This is a genomic window from Rhodanobacter sp. TND4EL1, from assembly GCF_054061035.1.
In genome coordinates, this window is record NZ_JBSSDT010000005.1 from 59,732 (window position 1) to 77,850 (window position 18,119).

15 protein-coding genes are annotated in these 18,119 nt (G+C 64.1%); 4 read left to right on the plus strand and 11 right to left on the minus strand.

The window, feature by feature from the left end; genetic code table 11:
• Window positions 1–3 precede the first annotated feature (3 nt).
• The gene (gene hslO, locus ACVWWQ_RS15600; protein WP_133951408.1) at window positions 4–903 is read right to left on the minus strand and encodes an Hsp33 family molecular chaperone HslO; all 900 of its coding nucleotides are present in this window, start codon (window positions 901–903) and stop codon (window positions 4–6) included.
• 80 nt (window positions 904–983) lie between these two features.
• Between hslO and mtgA the strand changes: the two genes are divergently transcribed.
• Window positions 984–1,724, plus strand: a complete 741-nt coding sequence (gene mtgA / locus ACVWWQ_RS15605; RefSeq protein WP_133951410.1) for a monofunctional biosynthetic peptidoglycan transglycosylase — start codon at window positions 984–986, stop codon at window positions 1,722–1,724.
• Window positions 1,725–1,863: 139 nt separating this feature from the next.
• Window positions 1,864–2,292 (plus strand): CBS domain-containing protein, encoded by a 429-nt coding sequence (locus ACVWWQ_RS15610; RefSeq protein ID WP_133951412.1) that lies wholly within the window; start codon window positions 1,864–1,866, stop codon window positions 2,290–2,292.
• A gap of 36 nt (window positions 2,293–2,328) precedes the next feature.
• On the opposite strand, the gene ACVWWQ_RS15615 is transcribed toward ACVWWQ_RS15610, so the two are convergent.
• Window positions 2,329–3,594, minus strand: coding sequence for an MFS transporter (locus tag ACVWWQ_RS15615; protein WP_099654267.1), 1,266 nt, complete (start codon window positions 3,592–3,594; stop codon window positions 2,329–2,331).
• 114 nt (window positions 3,595–3,708) lie between these two features.
• Between ACVWWQ_RS15615 and ACVWWQ_RS15620 the strand changes: the two genes are divergently transcribed.
• Complete coding sequence (locus ACVWWQ_RS15620; RefSeq protein ID WP_133951414.1) at window positions 3,709–5,319, plus strand: choline dehydrogenase; 1,611 nt, start codon at window positions 3,709–3,711, stop codon at window positions 5,317–5,319.
• A 64-nt stretch (window positions 5,320–5,383) separates the two neighbouring features.
• On the opposite strand, the gene ACVWWQ_RS15625 is transcribed toward ACVWWQ_RS15620, so the two are convergent.
• Together ACVWWQ_RS15625 and ACVWWQ_RS15630 are read right to left on the minus strand one after the other, a co-directional pair.
• Window positions 5,384–7,306 (minus strand): M48 family metallopeptidase, encoded by a 1,923-nt coding sequence (locus ACVWWQ_RS15625; protein WP_099653934.1) that lies wholly within the window; start codon window positions 7,304–7,306, stop codon window positions 5,384–5,386.
• Between the two features lie 48 nt (window positions 7,307–7,354).
• Window positions 7,355–7,942, minus strand: coding sequence for a LemA family protein (locus tag ACVWWQ_RS15630; RefSeq protein WP_133951416.1), 588 nt, complete (start codon window positions 7,940–7,942; stop codon window positions 7,355–7,357).
• 55 nt (window positions 7,943–7,997) lie between these two features.
• Between ACVWWQ_RS15630 and ACVWWQ_RS15635 the strand changes: the two genes are divergently transcribed.
• Window positions 7,998–9,311, plus strand: a complete 1,314-nt coding sequence (locus tag ACVWWQ_RS15635; RefSeq protein WP_099653932.1) for a serine hydrolase domain-containing protein — start codon at window positions 7,998–8,000, stop codon at window positions 9,309–9,311.
• Between the two features lie 69 nt (window positions 9,312–9,380).
• Here the strand turns inward: ACVWWQ_RS15635 and ACVWWQ_RS15640 are convergent, their stop codons facing one another.
• The 7 genes from ACVWWQ_RS15640 to ACVWWQ_RS15670 all read right to left on the minus strand — a co-directional run bounded on the left by ACVWWQ_RS15640 (window position 9,381) and on the right by ACVWWQ_RS15670 (window position 18,045).
• Window positions 9,381–10,421 (minus strand): energy transducer TonB, encoded by a 1,041-nt coding sequence (locus ACVWWQ_RS15640; protein WP_133951418.1) that lies wholly within the window; start codon window positions 10,419–10,421, stop codon window positions 9,381–9,383.
• A gap of 362 nt (window positions 10,422–10,783) precedes the next feature.
• On the minus strand, window positions 10,784–11,392 hold the full coding sequence (metJ, locus tag ACVWWQ_RS15645; RefSeq protein ID WP_133951420.1) for a met regulon transcriptional regulator MetJ: 609 nt from the start codon (window positions 11,390–11,392) through the stop codon (window positions 10,784–10,786).
• A gap of 728 nt (window positions 11,393–12,120) precedes the next feature.
• The gene (gene gcvH, locus ACVWWQ_RS15650) at window positions 12,121–12,516 is read right to left on the minus strand and encodes a glycine cleavage system protein GcvH (protein WP_099653929.1); all 396 of its coding nucleotides are present in this window, start codon (window positions 12,514–12,516) and stop codon (window positions 12,121–12,123) included.
• A 100-nt stretch (window positions 12,517–12,616) separates the two neighbouring features.
• On the minus strand, window positions 12,617–13,717 hold the full coding sequence (gene gcvT, locus ACVWWQ_RS15655; protein ID WP_099653928.1) for a glycine cleavage system aminomethyltransferase GcvT: 1,101 nt from the start codon (window positions 13,715–13,717) through the stop codon (window positions 12,617–12,619).
• Between the two features lie 83 nt (window positions 13,718–13,800).
• Window positions 13,801–15,648: an adenylyl-sulfate kinase gene (cysC, locus tag ACVWWQ_RS15660; protein WP_133951422.1), complete on the minus strand. Its 1,848-nt coding sequence runs from the start codon at window positions 15,646–15,648 to the stop codon at window positions 13,801–13,803.
• Complete coding sequence (gene cysD, locus ACVWWQ_RS15665) at window positions 15,648–16,565, minus strand: sulfate adenylyltransferase subunit CysD (RefSeq protein ID WP_133951424.1); 918 nt, start codon at window positions 16,563–16,565, stop codon at window positions 15,648–15,650. Before cysD ends, cysC begins: the two co-directional genes overlap by 1 nt.
• Window positions 16,566–16,647: 82 nt before the next feature.
• Complete coding sequence (locus ACVWWQ_RS15670; RefSeq protein ID WP_133951425.1) at window positions 16,648–18,045, minus strand: amidase; 1,398 nt, start codon at window positions 18,043–18,045, stop codon at window positions 16,648–16,650.
• Window positions 18,046–18,119: the final 74 nt, after the last annotated feature.

Sequence of the window (18,119 nt, forward strand, 5' to 3'; positions counted from 1 at the left end):
GGCTTACTGCGCGGTATCCAGTGCAGCCGGCGCCGCGCTGTCGCTGAGCAGATGCTCCGCGTCGATGCGATCGAAGTGATAGCGCTGCGCGCAAAACTCGCAAATCACTTCTATCTCGTTGTCGCGGGCCTGCAACGCCGCCTCCACTTCTTCGCGGCCGAGCGAACGCAGCATCGCGCTGACCCGATCACGGCTGCAGCTGCAACCGAAAGCCAGTGGCTTCGGCTCGAACAGGCGCACCGACTCCTCGTGGTACAGGCGATACAACAGCTCCTCCGGCGCGCGGCCCAGCAGCTCTTCGACGCCCAGCGTGGCAGTGAGATGAACGACGCGGTTCCAGGCATCCTCGTCGTGCACGGCATCGACCCCGCCCTCGCTCGGCATTTTCTGCAGCATCAGCCCGACCGCATGTTCACCATCCGCCGCCAGCACGATGCGCGCGGGCAGCTGCTCGGACTTGACGAAATACTCCTCCAGCGACTCGGCCAAGCCCGCATGCTGCAGATCCACCAGCCCCTGATAGCGCTGCCCTCGGTCCACGTTGCCAATGGTGATCGCCATGATCGCCTCTGGCAGGGCGCTCAAGATCAGTGGCGCGGGCAATGGCTCGTTCCACCGCGCCAGTCCGCGCAGATGCCCGTGGTCGTTGCACTCGGCAAACAGCAGGCGCAAGGCACCGGAGCTTTTCAGCTCAAGAGACAGCGCGCCATCCAGCTTGATGTTCCCGGTCAGCAGCGCGCTGGCGGCCAGCGCCTCGCCCAGCAGGGCATGCAAGGCCGGCGGGTAGTCCGCGCGGCCCGCCACTTCGCGCCAGGCCGGCCCGAGCCGGACCAACGTACCGCGCACGCCGGCGCGTTCAAGCAGGAAGCGATGCAACACGTCTTCGGTAGGCAGATTTTCCACAGTCGATGATTCCGTTTCGGTTCAATCGCCAGAAATGGGGACAGCACGGCGCCAGAACAACGCCCCTTATACTTCCTGTCATGTCCAACCTGTTCAGCCTCCAATTGTTGCGCCGCCTGCTGCGGTCCCTCGCCATCCTGCTGATCGGGTGGCTGGCGTTGAGCTGGCTGCTGGTGCTGGTTTTGCGGTTCGTGCCGCCATGGACCTCGGCCATCATGCTGGAAAGGCACCTGGGCGCCCTGGTCCATGGCGAGAAGGATTTCCATCTGCGCCAGCACTGGGTGTCGTGGACGCAGGTTTCGACCTGGGTACCGCTGGCGATGGTGGCCGGGGAGGATCAGAAGTTTCCCTATCATCACGGCTTCGACCTCGATTCGATCCAGAACGCGCTGGATGCGGCAGACGAGGGCAAGCGTTTGCGCGGGGCCAGCACGATCAGTCAGCAGACGGCCAAGAACCTGTTTCTGTGGAATGGCCGCAGCTTCGTGCGCAAGGGGCTGGAGGCCTATTTCACCGTGTTGATCGAACTGACCTGGCCGAAGCAGCGCATCCTCGAGGTGTACATGAACATCGCCGAGCTGGGCGATGGAATCTACGGCGTCGGCGCCGCCAGCGAGGTCTACTTCCACACCACGCCGGCGCGTCTGGGCCCGGCCCAGGCCGCCCGTCTGGCCGCCGTCCTGCCCAGCCCGCGCCGGCTGCACGTGGATCGGCCGAGTGCCTACGTGCAACGCCGCGCCAACTGGATCCAGCAGCAGATGGAGCAGCTGGGTGGTCCCGGCTATGTGGACGGCCAGGCGCCAGCGCGACCGCCCCACTGAGCGCCCGCAGCGAACCTGTTTCATTCAGCGATCTCGCTGTCTGATGTTCCGCTTCACAAGTTCACTACACGCGCCGAAGATCGCGGCGGTAGACTCGATCCCGAACGGCCCGCCCCGTGGCCGAGTGGGGGACCCGCGCATGAGTCAGGTCAAACATCTTCTGCAAGGCAAGGGCAACGCGATCTACCGGGTGGCTCCGGAAACCCCCGTGCTCGAGGCGATCAAGCACATGGCCCAACACCGCGTCGGCGCGCTGCTGGTGATGCATGGCGACAAGCTGGTCGGGGTGATGTCCGAGCGGGACTACGCGCGCAAGGTGATCCTGCAGGGCCGCTCCTCCTCACAGACGGCCGTGTCCGACATCATGACCGGCACGCCGGTGACAGTTGGTCCGGAGACCGACGTGTTCGACTGCATGCGCCTGTGCACCGACAGCCGCATTCGTCACCTGCCCGTGGTCGAGGGCGACCAGGTGGTTGGTGTGATCTCGATCGGCGACCTGGTCAAGGCGGTGATCGACGCCCAGGCCGAACAGATCGAACATCTGGAACGCTATATCACCAGCTAGGCCGGGCGGGATTCGGAGAAGCGTGGTTCGCGGGACTCAAGCTGGCGAATTCTTGTCGGCGATGCGGGGCGCGGGATCTTCGGGCGCCAGGTCCGGTGACCAACCGGCACGACGCGACACCACGGTCGCCAGCGCGGCTACACCGGCGCCCAGCAACGCCAGTCCACCCACGCCCCAGCCAAGCGCGCGCAGGCCGCTCACCGCGCTGGTCACCACCAGGTCGCCGAAGCGCCAGACCGCCGTCTCGACGAAATTCTTGCCCTTGTAGCGCATCTCGCGCGGCACGCGGGTATACAGCGCATCCACCGCCGGCTTGGTCATGCCGTAAGCGAAGCCGCGGGTGATCACCAGCATCACCGCCAACAACAGCGGCACGCTGTAGCCAAAGAACGAGACGGTGCCGCTGCCGATCAATGCCACGGCGGCCAGCAAGGCCAGATTGACCAGCGACGGCACGACCAGTCCCCAACCGGCGCCGCGCCGAACCAGCAGCCATGGGGTCACGCTCAACTGCAGCGCTGCACCAAGCAGGTTGGTCGCCAGATCCAGGTTGTTGTAGAACGCCGTGCGTGCCACGGCGTCGGTGAAATTCGCCTTGGCGTAATCTGCCACCAGCGCGTATGCCAGCGTGCCGATGCCGTCACCGAACAGCATCAGCAGGGCCATGTAGCGCAGGAAGGGTCGCGACCAGAGTTGCTTCACGCCCGCCCACAGCGAACCGCCAATCGCGGCATCGCCCTGGCTGCCGGGGCGGCGATCGTGACTGTCGGACAGCCGCAGCAAAAGGATCAGCGACATACCCAGCGACACGGACGAGACCAGCAACAGCGGCGCCACGCCAATCAGATGCACCAGCAGTTTCGTGACCAGCGGCCCGAAGATCGCACCGGCCATGCCACCCAGTGCGATCAACGAAAACACACGCCGCGCCTGCCCGCTGTTGAAGATGTCGGCCATGAAACTCCAGAACAGCGACACCACGAACAGATTGAACACACTGACCCAGACGAAGAACACCACGCCCAGCTCGCGCGCGCCGATCCGGTCCTGCGCCATGAAGGCAGGCACGAACGCGAGCAGGCAAACGATGAAGAAGCTGTAGCTCCAGCCAAGCAGCTGCCGGCGAGGAAAGCGCGCCACCAGCGCGCCAAACACCGGAGTCAGCAACAGCATCACCAGGAATACCGCGCCGTAGAACAACGGCAGCGACTGCGAGCCGACTGCACCGCTCAGCTGGTCACGCACGGGCCGGATGATGTAATACGAAGTCATCACGAAGAAGAACGCCAGTGCGGAAAGCATCGGCGCTGCAGCTTGTTCCACAACGGTCCGACGATACAGACTCACAGGCACTTCCAGCGTGGGGCGCGGCAAGCCTAGCACGCGACCACACCCATTCTCAGGGGCGTCATTTCGATGGATCGCTACGACTACATCATCATTGGTGCCGGCTCTGCCGGCTGCGTCATGGCCAACCGCCTGAGCGCCAATCCAGCCGCGCGCGTGTTGTTGCTGGAGGCCGGTCCATCGGATTGGAACCCGCTGATCCACATGCCGGCGGGCATCGCGCGACTGGCCAACAACGCGCGCCTCAACTGGAACTACCGCACCGAAGCGGAACCTGCGCTCAACCAGCGACGGCTGTGGTGGCCCCGCGGAAAAACGCTGGGCGGTTCCAGCTCGATCAACGCGATGTGCTACATCCGCGGCGTGCCTGCCGACTATGACGGCTGGGCCGAACTCACCGGCGACCCGCGCTGGTCGTGGCGCGAGGTATTGCCGTGGTTCCTGCGCAGCGAAGACAACAGTCGCGGCGCCGATGCCCTGCACGCCAGCGGCGGTGCGCTCGGCGTGTCCGATCTGCGCTACAGCAACGCATTGTCCCAGGCCTTGATCGAGGCCGCCGCCAGCGCCGGCCAACCGCGCAACGACGACTTCAACGGGGTCTCCCAGGCCGGCTTCGGCCTGTACCAGGTCACCCAGCGCGACGGCGCGCGCTGCTCGACCGCGGCGGCATTTTTGAAACCGGCACGCGGACGCTCCAATCTGCATGTGCGCACGCACGCCTTGGTCGAACGGGTGCTGATTGAACACGGACGCGCCATCGGCGTGCAACTGCGTCGTGGTCGACACGACCCGGAGCGGATCGAGGCGGGCGAGGTCATCCTCTGCGCCGGAGCCATCAACACGCCGCAACTGCTCATGTTGTCCGGCGTGGGTCCGGCGGACCATCTGCGCGAACACGGCATCGCGGTGCTGGCGGACCTGTCGGGCGTCGGTGACAACCTGCAGGATCACCTGGACATCTGCACGCTGGATGGCAATCCGAACCAGGTCAGCTATGACCATCTCAACGAATTGTCCGCAGGCTGGCGCTGGCTGCGGCACCGCGACGGACCAGCCAGTTCCAACGTGGCTGAAGCCGGTGGTTTCGTGCGCAGCCGTTTCGCCGGCGACGAACGTTGCGACCTGCAGTTCCACTTTGTGCCGGCTCTGCTCGACGATCATGGCCGCCATCGCCTGCCCGGCTACGGCTACACCCTGCACGCCTGCTATCTGCACCCGCGCAGTCGCGGCCAGCTGCGCCTGCACTCGGCCGACCCGGCGCAACCGATCGCCATCCATGCCAACTATCTGGGGGACCGGGAGGGCCACGACCTGAAGATGATGATCGAGGCGGCGCGGCTGTCACGCGAGATCCTCGATCAGCAGGCTTTCGCGCCCTACCGCGGTGCACCGGTATTTCCCGAGCGACGCATCGATACCGATGCCGAGTACACCGACTTCATCCGGCGCAAGGCGGAAACCATCTATCACCCCGTCGGCACGTGTCGCATGGGCAAAGACAATCAGTCGGTGGTCGACAGCGAGCTGCGAGTGCGCGGAGTCGAAGGGCTGCGCGTGGTCGACGCCTCGGTGATGCCGAGCCTGCCTACCGGCAATACCAACGCGCCCACCATCATGATCGCCGAGCGCGCCAGCGCCTTGATCACTGGCGCGGACATACCAGGCGCGAACAAACGGTAGCAGCCCGCTCGCGGGCGATGCGGCCGGGCCTGGAACCACAAGTGCATCGCCCGCGAGCGGGCTCCTACGCGGCCATGGGTGGCACCGGGCAATGCAGGCTGGCGCAGATCACCCGCAACAGCTCGGCTTCCTCCACGCTGACCTGACCGTCGGCTCGGATCGCCAGCAGCAGGCTCTGGATCACCAATTCCTTGGCGACCGGCAGCAAGCCATCCAGGTCGTCGAGCGCGCGTTCGAACGGCGCTTGCCACGCGGCAGGCGGCGGCACCCAGTCGATCGCCTCGCCGGGAAACGCGTGCTGCATGGCGAGCAGCCACGCGCGCCGGGCACTGGCCTCGTCGGAACAGCCGCCTGCTGCCACGATCGCGCAGACCATGCTCACGCTGGCGCGACAGACGGGAAGCTTTTTCGAGCCATCGACCGGCGTGCGTCGCGGCTGTTCCGCTTCACGCAATTGCAGGCGCAGCAGTCGCGCCAGGCAGTATTCGTTGAGGTCGACCCTGCCATCGGCATTCACCACCGCATCGAGCGTGACCAGCAGCGTCTGCCGCCGCCCCGGCGGCAATTGCTTCAAGGCGGGAAACGCCAGCGAGGCCAGCGGCAACCGGGCGATCGGAGACAGCGTCGACAGTTCGTCGGCGAACTTCTGCACTGCATTCTGCACGTCGTCACCGAACGCATCGGCGACGATGCGCCGCTGCGATGCCTGCGGCTCGGCGGCCGAGGTGGCCAGCGCAAGCATCACCGCAAGCGCCGACTCGGGTTGCTGCACGGCTTCGCTCAACGTGTCCGGAATCGACTGCTGCAAGGCAGCCGCCTGCTGGAATTGCACCGGGCCACTCGACTTCATGACTGCACCGGCCGCGCCCACCGCTCCAGCCAGCACACCCGGCAAGATCGGCGGCACGCCCAGCCCAGGCACGCCAGCGCGGCCCGCCGGCACAGGCACGGGTGGTGCCGGTGGCGCCGCGGCGCCGCGCTGCATTGAAACGCCGATCTGGATCAGTTCCTCTTCGCGAAACCCCGGCTCCAGGGCGCGGATGCGCTGCACCAGCGGCGGATGGGTGGCGAACAGCGCATTGAAACGGCCAGCCTCGCCGAACAGCATGTGCGCCACTTCCTGCTTGTTCGCCACTTGCAGGCGCGAGCCTTCGCTGAACACCGCGATCTTCTTCAGCGCACCGGCAATGCCATCCGTCTGGCGCGTGAACTGCACCGCCGAGGCGTCCGCCAATGACTCGCGCGACCGCGACACCGCCGCCTGGATCAACCGTGCAAAGAAATAGCCGATGTAACCCACCACGATCAGCGCCAATCCAATCAGCGCGACCTGGCCGCCCCCGCCGCCACGCCGGCTGCTGCGGCCACCACCGAACCAGATTACCCGGCGACCGACGATCGCCAGCACCAGGATGCCGAACAGCAGGCCCATCAGTCGGATGTTCAGCCGCATGTCGCCGTTGAGCACGTGGCTGAATTCGTGCGCGATGACGCCCTGCAGCTCGTCGCGGCTGAGTTGGTCAAGACAACCCTGGGTCACGCACACCGCGGCATCGGAAGCGGAGTAGCCGGCGGCAAACGCGTTGATCCCGGCCTCATCGGCCATCAGATAGATATCCGGCACGGGCACGCCGGCCGCAATTGCCACTTCCTCGATCACGTTGCGCAACTGCCGCAACTTCGGCTCGCGGGTATCGGTGGGCACGACCACGGCGCCGACGCTTTCGGCCACCGTCTTGCCGCCACCGGACAAACTCATGATGCGGAACATCGAACTGAGTCCGATGCCGGCGATGACCGCAAGGCTGCTGGTGAACAGCAACGGCAGATTGGATTGCACCGACTCGCCGTCAGCCGGGTGGTGGCCCAGCGTGAACCAAACCACCGCATCGATCGCCGCCACGATCGCGGCCACCGCCAGCATGAACAGCAACACCAGTCGCCGGCTGCTGCCGCGTACGCGCGCCTGCTGCGCAAAGAAATCCATGGATACTCCCCGACGTGCGCCGCGACACCAGCCGCGACGCCAAGGCGATCAGCTGAAGGAAACCTTCGGCACGTCGCGCACGGCGGGATCCTCGATCTTCAGTGGCTCCGCCGCGGCGAAACCGAAGCTGTTGGCCACGAACGAGGCGGGAAACACCTCGCGCTTGTTGTTGTAGGTCAGCACCGAATCGTTGTAAGCCTGCCTTGCGAAGGCCACCCGATTCTCGGTGGAGGTGAGCTCCTCGGACAGCTGCATCATGGTCTGGTTCGCCTTCAGGTCCGGGTAGGCTTCCTGAAGCGCGAACAAATGACCCAAAGTCTGTGTCAAAGCATTTTCACTGCTGGCCAGTTGCTGCATGGCGGCGGGATCGCCGGGGTTGGCCTTGGCGCCGGCCAGCCCGTTCACCGCCGCGTTGCGTGCCTGCACCACGGCTTCCAGGGTGCCACGCTCATGCGCGAGATAGCCCTTGGCGGTCTCGACCAGGTTCGGAATCAGGTCGTGACGACGCGTCAGCTGCACGTCGATCTGTGCAAAGGCGTTCTTGTAACCGTTGCGCGAGGTAACCAGTCCGTTGTAGATCGCCACGAAGTACAAGACAATCAGAACGACGACGATCAGAAAAATGATCAGACCCATAGCCAAACTCTCCACCCTGAGGCGCATCCCCACGCCGGAACCACGTCAGAATACCATGCAGTTTCAAAAGATCTTCCTGCTTTTCACGGGCGCCTTCGGGCTTGCCTGTGCGCCTCTCTGCGCGAACGCGTCACACCCTTCAGCCGCAGTGACGCCCGCCCCCACCAATGTCAGGATGACTCCCCAGAAGCTGCCACCGGAACGCGTCAAGCAGACCCTGGCGGATTATCAGCGCTGGCTCAACCGGATTGCCCAGCGTGACGCTGTCGCCGGGCTGGCGACCGCCGTGGTGATTGACGGCAAGGTGGTCTACGAGGGAACGGTCGGCTACGCCGATGCGGCGACCAAGGACCCGGTCACGCCATATACCGTGTTCCGACTGGCCTCGTTGTCGAAGGCATTTGCCACCGCCATCACCGGACTGCTGGTCGACGATGGCAAGCTTGCCTGGGATACCAAGCTGCAGGACGTGTTGCCGTACTTCAAGTTGAAGGACGTGCAGGCTGCCTCGCAAGCCACCGTTGGCGACATTCTGGGACAACGCCTTGGCCTGCCCCGCAACACCTACGACAACATGCTCGAGGGCGACACCTCCTACGAGGAGCTGGTGCGCAAGCTGGACGAGGTCGACATGGTGTGCGGCGTCGGTCAGTGCTACGGCTATCAGAACGTGGCTTTCAGTATGATCGGTGACGTGGTGCTGGCACGTACGGGTGACTTCTTCTACCACCAGGTCGACAAGCGCATTTTCTACCCGTTGGGCATGACCACGGCCAGTTACGGCCGCGCCGCCCTGGAGTCGAGCAAGAGTTGGGCACGTCCCCATCGGGGCAGCAGCCGCGGCTGGATTCCGTTCGACCCGAGCGAAACGTATTACCGGGTCGCCCCGGCGGCGGGCGTCAATGCCAGCATCCGCGACATGGAGAAATGGCTGATCGCCCAGATGGGTGGACGCCAGGACGTGCTGCCGGCATCCCTGCTGGACGTCTTGCATACACCGGGCGTATCTACCCCCGGTGAAACGCGAGCGACGCCTTGGCGTCGCGCGCGCCTTACCGACGCCCACTATGCATTGGGTTGGCGCGTCTATGAATACGGTGGTGAAACCCTGATCTATCACGCCGGTGCCGTCGCCGGGTATCGCACCATGATCGGCTTCTTCCCGAAATATCGTGCTGGCGTGGTCACCCTGTGGAACTCCACCGGCCCCACGCCAAGTGGACTGATGCCGATGGTGCTGGATGATCTGCTCGGGCTGCCCCACGTGGACTGGGCAGACATTGAAGGCACGGCGAAGACCGTCGCACCGGCAAAAGCCAGGCCGAAGCAGAAATCACGCGCGCACCATCGACCCGTGCGCAAGCACTGAGCTTGCTTTCGCGCAAAAGAAAGCGGCGCATGCAGAACATGCGCCGCCCGTTCAACAGTGACCCGATGATCAGAGCTTGAACTCAATCCTCTGCTGCTTGACGCTGGAAACCGCCTCGCCGTTCTTCATCGCCGGCGTGAACCGGTAACGCTCCACGGCATCGATCGCGGAGCGATCAAACACATGGCGCGGCTGCGAGTCGATGACCTTCACGTCCGTGGTCTTGCCTTCGCTATCCACGGTAAAACCGACCACCACCCAGCCTTCCTGGCGCGTCCGCATCGCCGCCGTCGGGTAACGAGCAGGTGCACTCTTCACCAGAACCGCCGCGGTCGTCGGGCCACCGGCCACGGACTTGTCCGCACCCGCGGCTGCCGCACCTGTCGAGCTGTCCGCCTGCGCTGCCGAGGCCTGCTGATCGGATTGCTGCGCCGCACGTGCCTGCTGCGCCTTGTGCTGTTCCGCCGCCAGTGCCTTTTGCTGTTCGGCCAGTTGCTCGGCGGCAGCCTTGTCTGCAGCGGACTTCTGCGCCGCAAGCTGCGCTGCCTTCTCCTGGTCGAGAGCCTGTTGCTGCTGCTTGTCCAACGTCTTCCTCTGCGCATCCAGCTTGGAACGCAGGATGGTCAACGTGAAGTTGGCAGGATCCGCCTTGGCCAGCAGATCGATCTGACGCTGAGCTTCGGTGAAGTCACGCGAGTTGATCGCCTGCTCCGCAGAATTCGCGGCGAACGGGAAGGTCTCGCGCAAGGCATCCGAAGCCACCTTGTTACCCGGATCCTTCTCCAGCACCCGCAGGTAGAACTCGAACGCGTTGTTGCCGGTAGGCGCCAGGTAGCGTTGCTCGTTCATGGCCGTGCGGGCTTCGGCAAGCAATTGGTTGAGATCCATCGCGGCCACGTTGGCCGGCGGCGGAGCTGCCCGGGTCGCGGTCGAAACCGGGGTGGACGGATGCCCGCCCGCGTCGGCCATGACCAGTTCCTGGTGCGGCTTGATGATAAGAAACCATGCGCCCACCGCAAGCAGCGCGATGATGACGATGATGGCAATGATTGTGGGCCGAACGGCCCCGCGCGCATGACGGCGCGTTTCGAGTATGTATCGGGTATCCATGGTCTCTCACTGAGTGTCGACAGATACCCGCGCTTTTTCCCCCTGTACACCCAGGAGCGGCGAATCCCCCGGATTCACCGCGGCGCGGATGTGCAGAAGGTAACTCCAATGGCACAGCACGGCAAATGGAGACCGATTCGGGCTTGGTCCACCGGCGCGACAAGTCGGGCAGCAACGTCCCGGCCAGCGGGCGCCCGGCGGCGGGCAATTTGCGGCAGGCGGCTTGCGGACGCGTTTTCGCGTCCCTGAAACGAAGCGTCCCGGCCAGGCCGGGACGAATCTTTCGAAGTGCACTCCCCGCGCTGGGCACCGCGGGGAGATAAGTCGACAGCTTGTCTTATTGTTGGGTACCGCGGACTCGCTTACTTCTTCGCTTTGGCTTTCGCGGTCTTGGTGGCCTTCACCACCTTGGCCGGTGCAGCTTTCTTGGCGGCAGCCTTCTTCGGCGCAGCCTTTTTCGCTACTTTCTTCACAGAGGCTTTCTTGGCAGCGGCCGGCTTCTTGGCAGCAACCTTCTTCGCCGCCGGCTTCTTGGCGACAGCCTTCTTCGCAACCTTCTTCGCAGCGACCTTCTTGGTCGCCACTTTCTTGGCAGCGGATTTCTTCGCTACCGGCTTCTTAGCTACCGGCTTCTTGGTAGCGGCCTTCTTGGCAGCAACCTTCTTCACGGCAGGTTTCTTGGCGGCGGCCTTCTTGGCGGCCGGTTTCTTTGCAGCGGATTTCTTGGCAGTGGCCATGGTTCGTCTCAGCTCCTCATCAGTTGGCAGTGGTTGCCCAGTAAAAGCGTGCAGGAACGCCTCGACCAACACGTCACTGTTGGTAGCGTGCCGAAGATTGTTCACTTGACGGTGGGTGCGCAAATCAGAAAGCCGCCGCAATACATGCAGCGGAATCGAGACAGTGATCTTGCGTACTGCATTGGCCTTTTCACCGTGTTCGACATACGGCTTGATGAATTTTGTTGTCGCCATAAAACGCATTCCCCGTGATCTGCTGCGAAAGCTATCCCTGAAGATTTCTGGTGTCAATTGATTTCAATCATCAAATTCCCCGACCCCGGCCCAGTCGACGGGACGGAAACCCCGACACAGCGCGGCCTGCGAGACTTCCATGCTTTAATCAAAAAGACGTCCATACGTCCATATGATTTTTCTGCAAAAAACGCCAAATGCCCCTAAACCCTTGCGTAACAACGATTTCGACCATTTCTGAAAATAATTTCCAGCGATCACGATTGTGCGAAGACGTACTGCCAAACGAGATGACCGGCAATGGAAAACCCTTCCGTGGCAGATGAACAGAAGGCTACTGAATTCATTTCGCCAGCGAGCCGCAAGAATGCCTCGAGTTCGAGCTGACGACCTTTGCGACCCTCCCCGCGCCGATGCGTCGAGCCAACGAGCAGAGCTCGATCATCCCTGATGTCATCGCTCGAGGCAGCGTTTTCAGACAGGCGGATCGACGTCCGTTTCTCGTCAGCATGCTCTCGCTGAAAAATTTTTCAGCCGATGATGGACGGACCCTTCAGCGCGATGCCGAGGTGATGCGATGGGCGAATCGCGCCCCGGCGCGCAAACCGGGCGGCCTTGAAAAACGCTGTCGCGCGCACCGGGTCGAGCCTCTCCATTTCCCGGAAGTGCGGGCAAAAAATTGCCGGCCGCGCTAGGCGGCCGGCAGGGGACGTTCGATACCCGGAGACTTAGTGGTCTTCGTTCTCAATCACTTCCTCGTAGCCATTGGCATCCAGCAACTCGTCGAGTTCGGCCCGATCACTCGGGCGCACCAGGAACAGCCAGCCCTCGCCGAACGCATCCTCATTGATGGTTTCCGGCTTGTCGTTGAGCAGCTCGTTGACTTCGACGATCTCGCCGGAGACCGGCGAGTAGATGTCCGAGGCGGCTTTCACCGACTCGATCACCGCGACGCCGGTACCGGCCTTCACCGCTGCGCCGATTTCGGGCAGCTCCACGTAGACCAGGTCGCCGAGCTGACCCTGCGCATGGTCGGAGATGCCCACCCGAACCAGACCATCGTCTTCGACGCGGGCCCACTCGTGGGACTTGAGAAATTTCAGATCGCCGGGAATCTCGCTCATGATCGTGGTCCACTCATTGGGTTGGGTTGCAGGCGGTGATTCTAGCCACATCCGCCTCGGGGGAAAAATGTGCCGGCGGCCACGCCGGGAAGATGTCGGCTCAAACCCCTTCGCAGGGTTTGCCATCTCGCACAAACGGGTACTTCAGCAGGCGCACTGGCACCTCGCGACCGCGGATATCGACACGCACGTCGCCCGGCGCACCGGCCGGAATGCGCGCGAATGCCACCGCCTTGTTGAGGGTCGGCGCGAAGCTGCCGGAGAGGATTTCACCCTCGCCGTTCGCGGTCAGCACTTTCTGGCCGTGTCGCAGTACGCCCTTGTCGTCCAGCACCAGTCCCACCATGACTCGCGGCACGCCCGTGGCTTTCTGCTGCTCCAGCGCAGCACGACCGATGAAGTCACGCCCTTCGTCCAGCGCGACAGTCCAGCCAAGATTGGCTTCCCACGGCGTGACCGTTTCATCCATGTCCTGGCCATACAGGTTCATGCCGGCTTCCAGCCGCAAGGTGTCGCGCGCGCCGAGACCAGCCGGTGTCACGCCTGCAGCGAGCAATGCTTCCCACAAGGCGACGGCATGCTCTTCCGGAACGATGATTTCAAAGCCGTCCTCGCCGGTGTAACCGGTGCGCGCCACGAACAGCGGCATGCCATGTGGCCCCTGTCCGGCCGCGGCGGCAAACTTGCCCAGCTTCTCGATGCGCGCCCGGTCCACCTCGTGCAGCAAACCCAGCACCTTGGCGCGCGCGGCCGGACCCTGCACCGCGATCATCGCGAACTCGGGGCGCTCCTTGACCGCCACGTCGAAAGCCTTCGCCTGATGCTCGATCCAGGCGAGATCCTTGGCGCGGGTTCCCGCGTTGACCACCAGCCGGTAGAACTCGTCGCCCAGGTAATAGACGATGAGGTCGTCGATCACTCCACCTCTTTCGTCGAGCATGCAGGAGTACAACGCCTTGCCGTGCACCTTCAACTTGTCGATGTTGTTGGCGAGCAGATGGCGAAGGAATTCGCGGGTGCCCGCACCTTGCAGGTCGACCACCGTCATGTGCGAGACGTCGAACATGCCCGCGTCCCGCCGTACCGCGTGGTGTTCTTCAATCTGCGAGCCGTAGTTGATCGGCATGTCCCAGCCACCAAAGTCGACCATGCGCGCGCCAAGCGCTCGATGGGTGGCATTGAGTACGGTCTTCTCGGTCATCGTGGCGCTGCCTTGCGAGGGAGGGGATTGGGCATTATCCCCGTCGACACCGGGCAATCCAAGCCATGCGTGACCGCGGTGGCTCAAGCCAAGCCGGGCAATCCCGCAATCACCTGTTCGGCCATCGCTTCGGCGCGCTGGCCATCAGCCAGCAAGTGCACCTCCGCCGCTTCGGGTCTTTCGTAAGGCGCATCGATGCCGGTGAAGTTGCGGATCGCGCCGGATCGCGCCTTGCGATAGAGACCCTTGGAGTCACGTCGCTCGCATTCCTCCAGCGAGGCATCCACGAATACTTCAACGAACTCGCCCGGCTCGAACATCTCGCGTGCAGAGCGTCGCTCGCCGCGATACGGCGAAATCGCACTCACCAGCACGATCAGTCCGGCATCCACCATCAGATGTGCCACTTCAGCGATGCGACGAATGTTCTCGACACGGTCCTCGGGGGTGAAGCCCAGATCCTTGTTGATGCCGTGGCGAACGTTGTCACCGTCGAGCAAGTAGGTGTGGCAGCCCAGCGCATGCAATCGGCGCTCCACCAGGTTCGCGATGGTCGACTTGCCCGCGCCGGACAGGCCGGTGAACCACAGGCACAACGGTTGCTGGCCCTTGATCGAGGCCCGCACCTGTTTGTCGATGTCGACTTGCTGCCAATGCACGTTGGACGAACGGCTCAGCGCAAAGTCCAGCATGCCGCAGGCGACGGTCGCGTTGCTCTGGCGGTCGATCAGGATGAAACCGCCCAGCGTGCGGTTGTCGGCGTAGGCTTCGAAGGCGATTTCCTCGTCGAGCCCCAGCGTGCAGCTGCCTACTTCATTCAGCACCAGCTGGCGAGCGGCAAGCTTGGCCTGGGTGTTGACGTCCACCTTGTGCCTGATCGACATCACCCGCGCACTGACTGTGCGGGTACCCAGCTTCAGCCAGTAGCTGCGATTGGGCAGCAATGGCGCGTCGCCCACCCACAGCAGGTGGCAGGCGAACTGGTCGGCTACCTGCGCAGGATGCAACGCATCGGCAATCACGTCGCCGCGACTGATGTCGATCTCGCGATCCAGGCACAACGTCACCGCCTGTCCTTCGCCGGCCTGGGCAAGGTCGCCGTCGGCGGTGACGATGCGGGTTACCCGCGCAAGTTGCGCGCCGGGTTGCACCACGATCTCGTCCCCACAGGCCAGGTGGCCGCCGCAGATCGTGCCGGCGTAGCCGCGAAAGCCGTGGTCCGGTCGATTGACCCATTGCACCGGCATGCGGAAATCGGCGGCGCGGAACGGCGCGGCATCGACCGACTCCAGCAGTTCGAGCAGGCTGCCACCGGCATACCAGGGCATCCGCGACGAGCGCGCGCCCACGTTGTCGCCGCTCGGCGCCACCACCGGCAGGCATTCCACCCGATCGATGCCGAGATCGCGCGCCAACTCCTTGTAGGATGCGGCAATCGCCTCGAAGGTGGCCTGGTCGAAGTCGACCAGATCCATCTTGTTCACCGCCAGCACCAACTGGCGGATCCCCAGCAAGGCACATATGTAGGTGTGCCGGCGGGTCTGCGTGAGCACGCCTTTGCGCGCGTCAACCAGCACCACCGCCAGTTCCGCGTTGGATGCACCGGTGGCCATGTTGCGGGTGTACTGCTCGTGGCCAGGGCAGTCGGCCACGATGAAACTGCGCCGCGCGGTGTGGAAGTAGCGATACGCCACGTCGATGGTGATGCCCTGCTCGCGCTCGGCGTCCAGACCATCGGTGAGCAGGGCGAAATCGAGCATGTCGCTGGCGGCGCCATGCTGACGGCGGCTATCCCTTTCGAGCGCGGCCAGCTGATCGTCGGGCAACATGCCGGCGTCGTACAACAGTCGACCGAGCAGGCTGCTCTTGCCGTCGTCCACACTGCCGCAGGTGATGAAGCGGAGCAGTCCCGGCGCGCTTGGCTCGGTCATCAGAAGTAGCCTTCCTGTTTCTTGCGCTCCATCGAAGCCGACGGATCCTGGTCGATCACCCGACCTTGCCGCTCCGAACTGCGCGAAAGCGCCATCTCCTCGATGATCTTGGCCAGCGTATCGGCGGAAGATTCCACCGCACCGGTCAGCGGATAGCAGCCGAGCGTGCGGAAGCGCACCTCGCGCATCTGCACGGATTCGCCCTCGCGCAGCACGAAGCGATCATCGTCGACCATGATCAACGCGCCATCGCGTTCGACCACGGGGCGGGGTTTGGCGAAATACAGCGGCACGACTTCGATGCCTTCACGCTCGATGTAACGCCAGACGTCCATCTCGGTCCAGTTCGACAGCGGGAACACCCGCACGCTCTCGCCCTTGCGGATGTGCGTGTTGAAGGTATGCCAGAACTCCGGCCGCTGATTGCGCGGGTCCCAGCGATGCTGCGCATTGCGGAACGAAAACACGCGCTCCTTGGCGCGCGACTTTTCCTCGTCGCGTCGCGCGCCGCCGATCGCCGCGTCGAAGCCGTGCTGGTCCAGCGCCTGCTTCAGCGCCTGGGTCTTCATCACGTCGGTATGCACGGTGGCGCCATGGGTCAGCGGCGAGATGCCCTGGCGCACGCCTTCCTGGTTGATGTGCACCAGCAGATCGATCTCGCCGCTGGCCACCAACTGGTTACGGAAGGCGATCATCTCGCGAAATTTCCACGTCGTGTCGACGTGCAGCAGCGGCATCGGTGGACGGCCCGGATAAAACGCCTTGCGCAGCAGATGCAACAGTACCGAGGAGTCCTTGCCAATCGAGTACAGCATCACCGGGTGCCGAAAGCCCGCCTGCACCTCGCGCAGGATATGGATGCTTTCGGCCTCGAGCTCGTCGAGATGGGAGGGGGCTCGCCGGGGAAAAGCTGTCATGCCATCAACCGCTCAGGAGAAACTGGAAATGAAGAGCAAAGCCATGGCTGGCAGCGCATCCACCACGCGGATTGCTTCACACTCAGGCAATCACCGGGTAGACCGGATCGGCGTCCAGTGTCGCCGCACATACGCTCGCCAGCTCCAGCAAGCGCAAATCCGACCCACGCGCACCGACCAGTTGCAAGCCGACCGGCATGCCGTTCGGCAGCGTACCCATCGGCAGGCTCACCGCCGGACAACCCGCGAGGCTGGCGAAGCTGGTCAGGTCAGCCTGCGAATCGGGCACCGGGCCATCCAGCGGGAACGCGCCCTGCGGCGTGGTCGGCAACACGAGCACGTCGACTTGCGAAAACAGCCGACGCATCTTCAGCGTTGCCGCATCCAGCACCCGGTCAGCGACGGCGTACTCCGCCGCGCTCTTGCCCGCCGCGTAACCCAGCATGCGACGGAAGCGTTCCGACACGGCATGTTCCTCGTTCGCCAGATCGGCGGCGAAAGTGCCAAGCATCTCCGCCTCCATCAACAGCAGGCCGGCGCGACGCGTGCGCGCGAAATCCCAATCGGAGAAATCCACCGTGCGGCGATCGCCGAGCGCATGAGGCAGTTTCGCCAGGGCCGCTTCGAAGACCTCGATCACCTCCGGCTGCACGCCCACGGCGGCAAGATCCGGCAGCAGGCCCGCGCGCAGATTGCCTGGCTCCCAGTCCGGCAACGCGAAGGCGACCCGGCGACGACGCGAGCGGGCATCATCGGCGTCGTAGCCGGCAAGCACCTGCAGCATCACGGTGAGATCGTCCGCGCTGCGCGCGAGCAGCCCGACGGCGTCCAGCCGACGTGCCGCCGGCACCAGGCCGCGGGCGGATATTTCGCCGTGCGTCGGCTTCAACGCGTACACGCCGCAGTAACTGGCCGGAATACGGATGGAGCCCAGGCTGTCCGAACCTACCGCAGCGACCGCCAAACCGGCGGCAACCGCAGCCGCCGCACCACCGGAGGAACCGCCTGCGGTGTAACCGTGCCGATGCGGATTGTGCGTGGCGCCGAAGTGCGGGTTGTCGGTGGTCGCGCCGAGCGCGCCTTCGTCCAGGTTCGTCTTGCCCACCAGCAAGGCCCCGGAAGCGCGCAAGCGCGCCACCACATGCGCGTCCTCCTGCACCGGCTTGCTGCGGCCCGGCAGACCGACCCGGGTAGGCCAGCCGGCGATGTCGAAGTTGTCCTTCACCGCAAGCGGAATGCCGTCGAGTCGACCGATCACGCCATCGCGCCTGCGCCGGTCGGCCATTTCAGCCTGATCCTGCAACAGACCGGAGCGCTGGTCGACATACGCATGCAGCTTCGGATCCAGTCGCTCGATCGCCTGCTGGTAAACGTCGGCCAGTACGCCGGGCTGAACGCGTCCGGTGGCCAGCCAGTGCAGGAGCTGGCAGAGCGAGGCACGACGCAAGTCGAGATCGGCGATGGGTGGCATCGAATTCATGGAAACTCCCTGGATCATTGTCCCGATTATCGCCGTCCCGGGTGAAGTGAATGCAAGTGGTGGCGCAACACGCG

Excerpts from the sequence above, each read along its gene's own strand:
- ACVWWQ_RS15625 (WP_099653934.1), bottom strand. The coding sequence starts at position 7,306 with ATGGATTTCTTTGCGCAGCAGGCGCGCGTACGCGGCAGCAGCCGGCGA.
- gcvH (WP_099653929.1), bottom strand. The coding sequence starts at position 12,516 with ATGAGCGAGATTCCCGGCGATCTGAAATTTCTCAAGTCCCACGAGTGG.
- cysD (WP_133951424.1), bottom strand. The coding sequence starts at position 16,565 with ATGACAGCTTTTCCCCGGCGAGCCCCCTCCCATCTCGACGAGCTCGAG.
- ACVWWQ_RS15640 (WP_133951418.1), bottom strand. The coding sequence starts at position 10,421 with ATGGATACCCGATACATACTCGAAACGCGCCGTCATGCGCGCGGGGCC.
- metJ (WP_133951420.1), bottom strand. The coding sequence starts at position 11,392 with ATGGCGACAACAAAATTCATCAAGCCGTATGTCGAACACGGTGAAAAG.
- ACVWWQ_RS15620 (WP_133951414.1), top strand. The coding sequence starts at position 3,709 with ATGGATCGCTACGACTACATCATCATTGGTGCCGGCTCTGCCGGCTGC.
- ACVWWQ_RS15670 (WP_133951425.1), bottom strand. The coding sequence starts at position 18,045 with ATGAATTCGATGCCACCCATCGCCGATCTCGACTTGCGTCGTGCCTCG.
- ACVWWQ_RS15610 (WP_133951412.1), top strand. The coding sequence starts at position 1,864 with ATGAGTCAGGTCAAACATCTTCTGCAAGGCAAGGGCAACGCGATCTAC.
- mtgA (WP_133951410.1), top strand. The coding sequence starts at position 984 with ATGTCCAACCTGTTCAGCCTCCAATTGTTGCGCCGCCTGCTGCGGTCC.
- ACVWWQ_RS15615 (WP_099654267.1), bottom strand. The coding sequence starts at position 3,594 with ATGCTTTCCGCACTGGCGTTCTTCTTCGTGATGACTTCGTATTACATC.
- ACVWWQ_RS15635 (WP_099653932.1), top strand. The coding sequence starts at position 7,998 with ATGCAGTTTCAAAAGATCTTCCTGCTTTTCACGGGCGCCTTCGGGCTT.
- gcvT (WP_099653928.1), bottom strand. The coding sequence starts at position 13,717 with ATGACCGAGAAGACCGTACTCAATGCCACCCATCGAGCGCTTGGCGCG.
- ACVWWQ_RS15630 (WP_133951416.1), bottom strand. The coding sequence starts at position 7,942 with ATGGGTCTGATCATTTTTCTGATCGTCGTCGTTCTGATTGTCTTGTAC.
- cysC (WP_133951422.1), bottom strand. The coding sequence starts at position 15,648 with ATGACCGAGCCAAGCGCGCCGGGACTGCTCCGCTTCATCACCTGCGGC.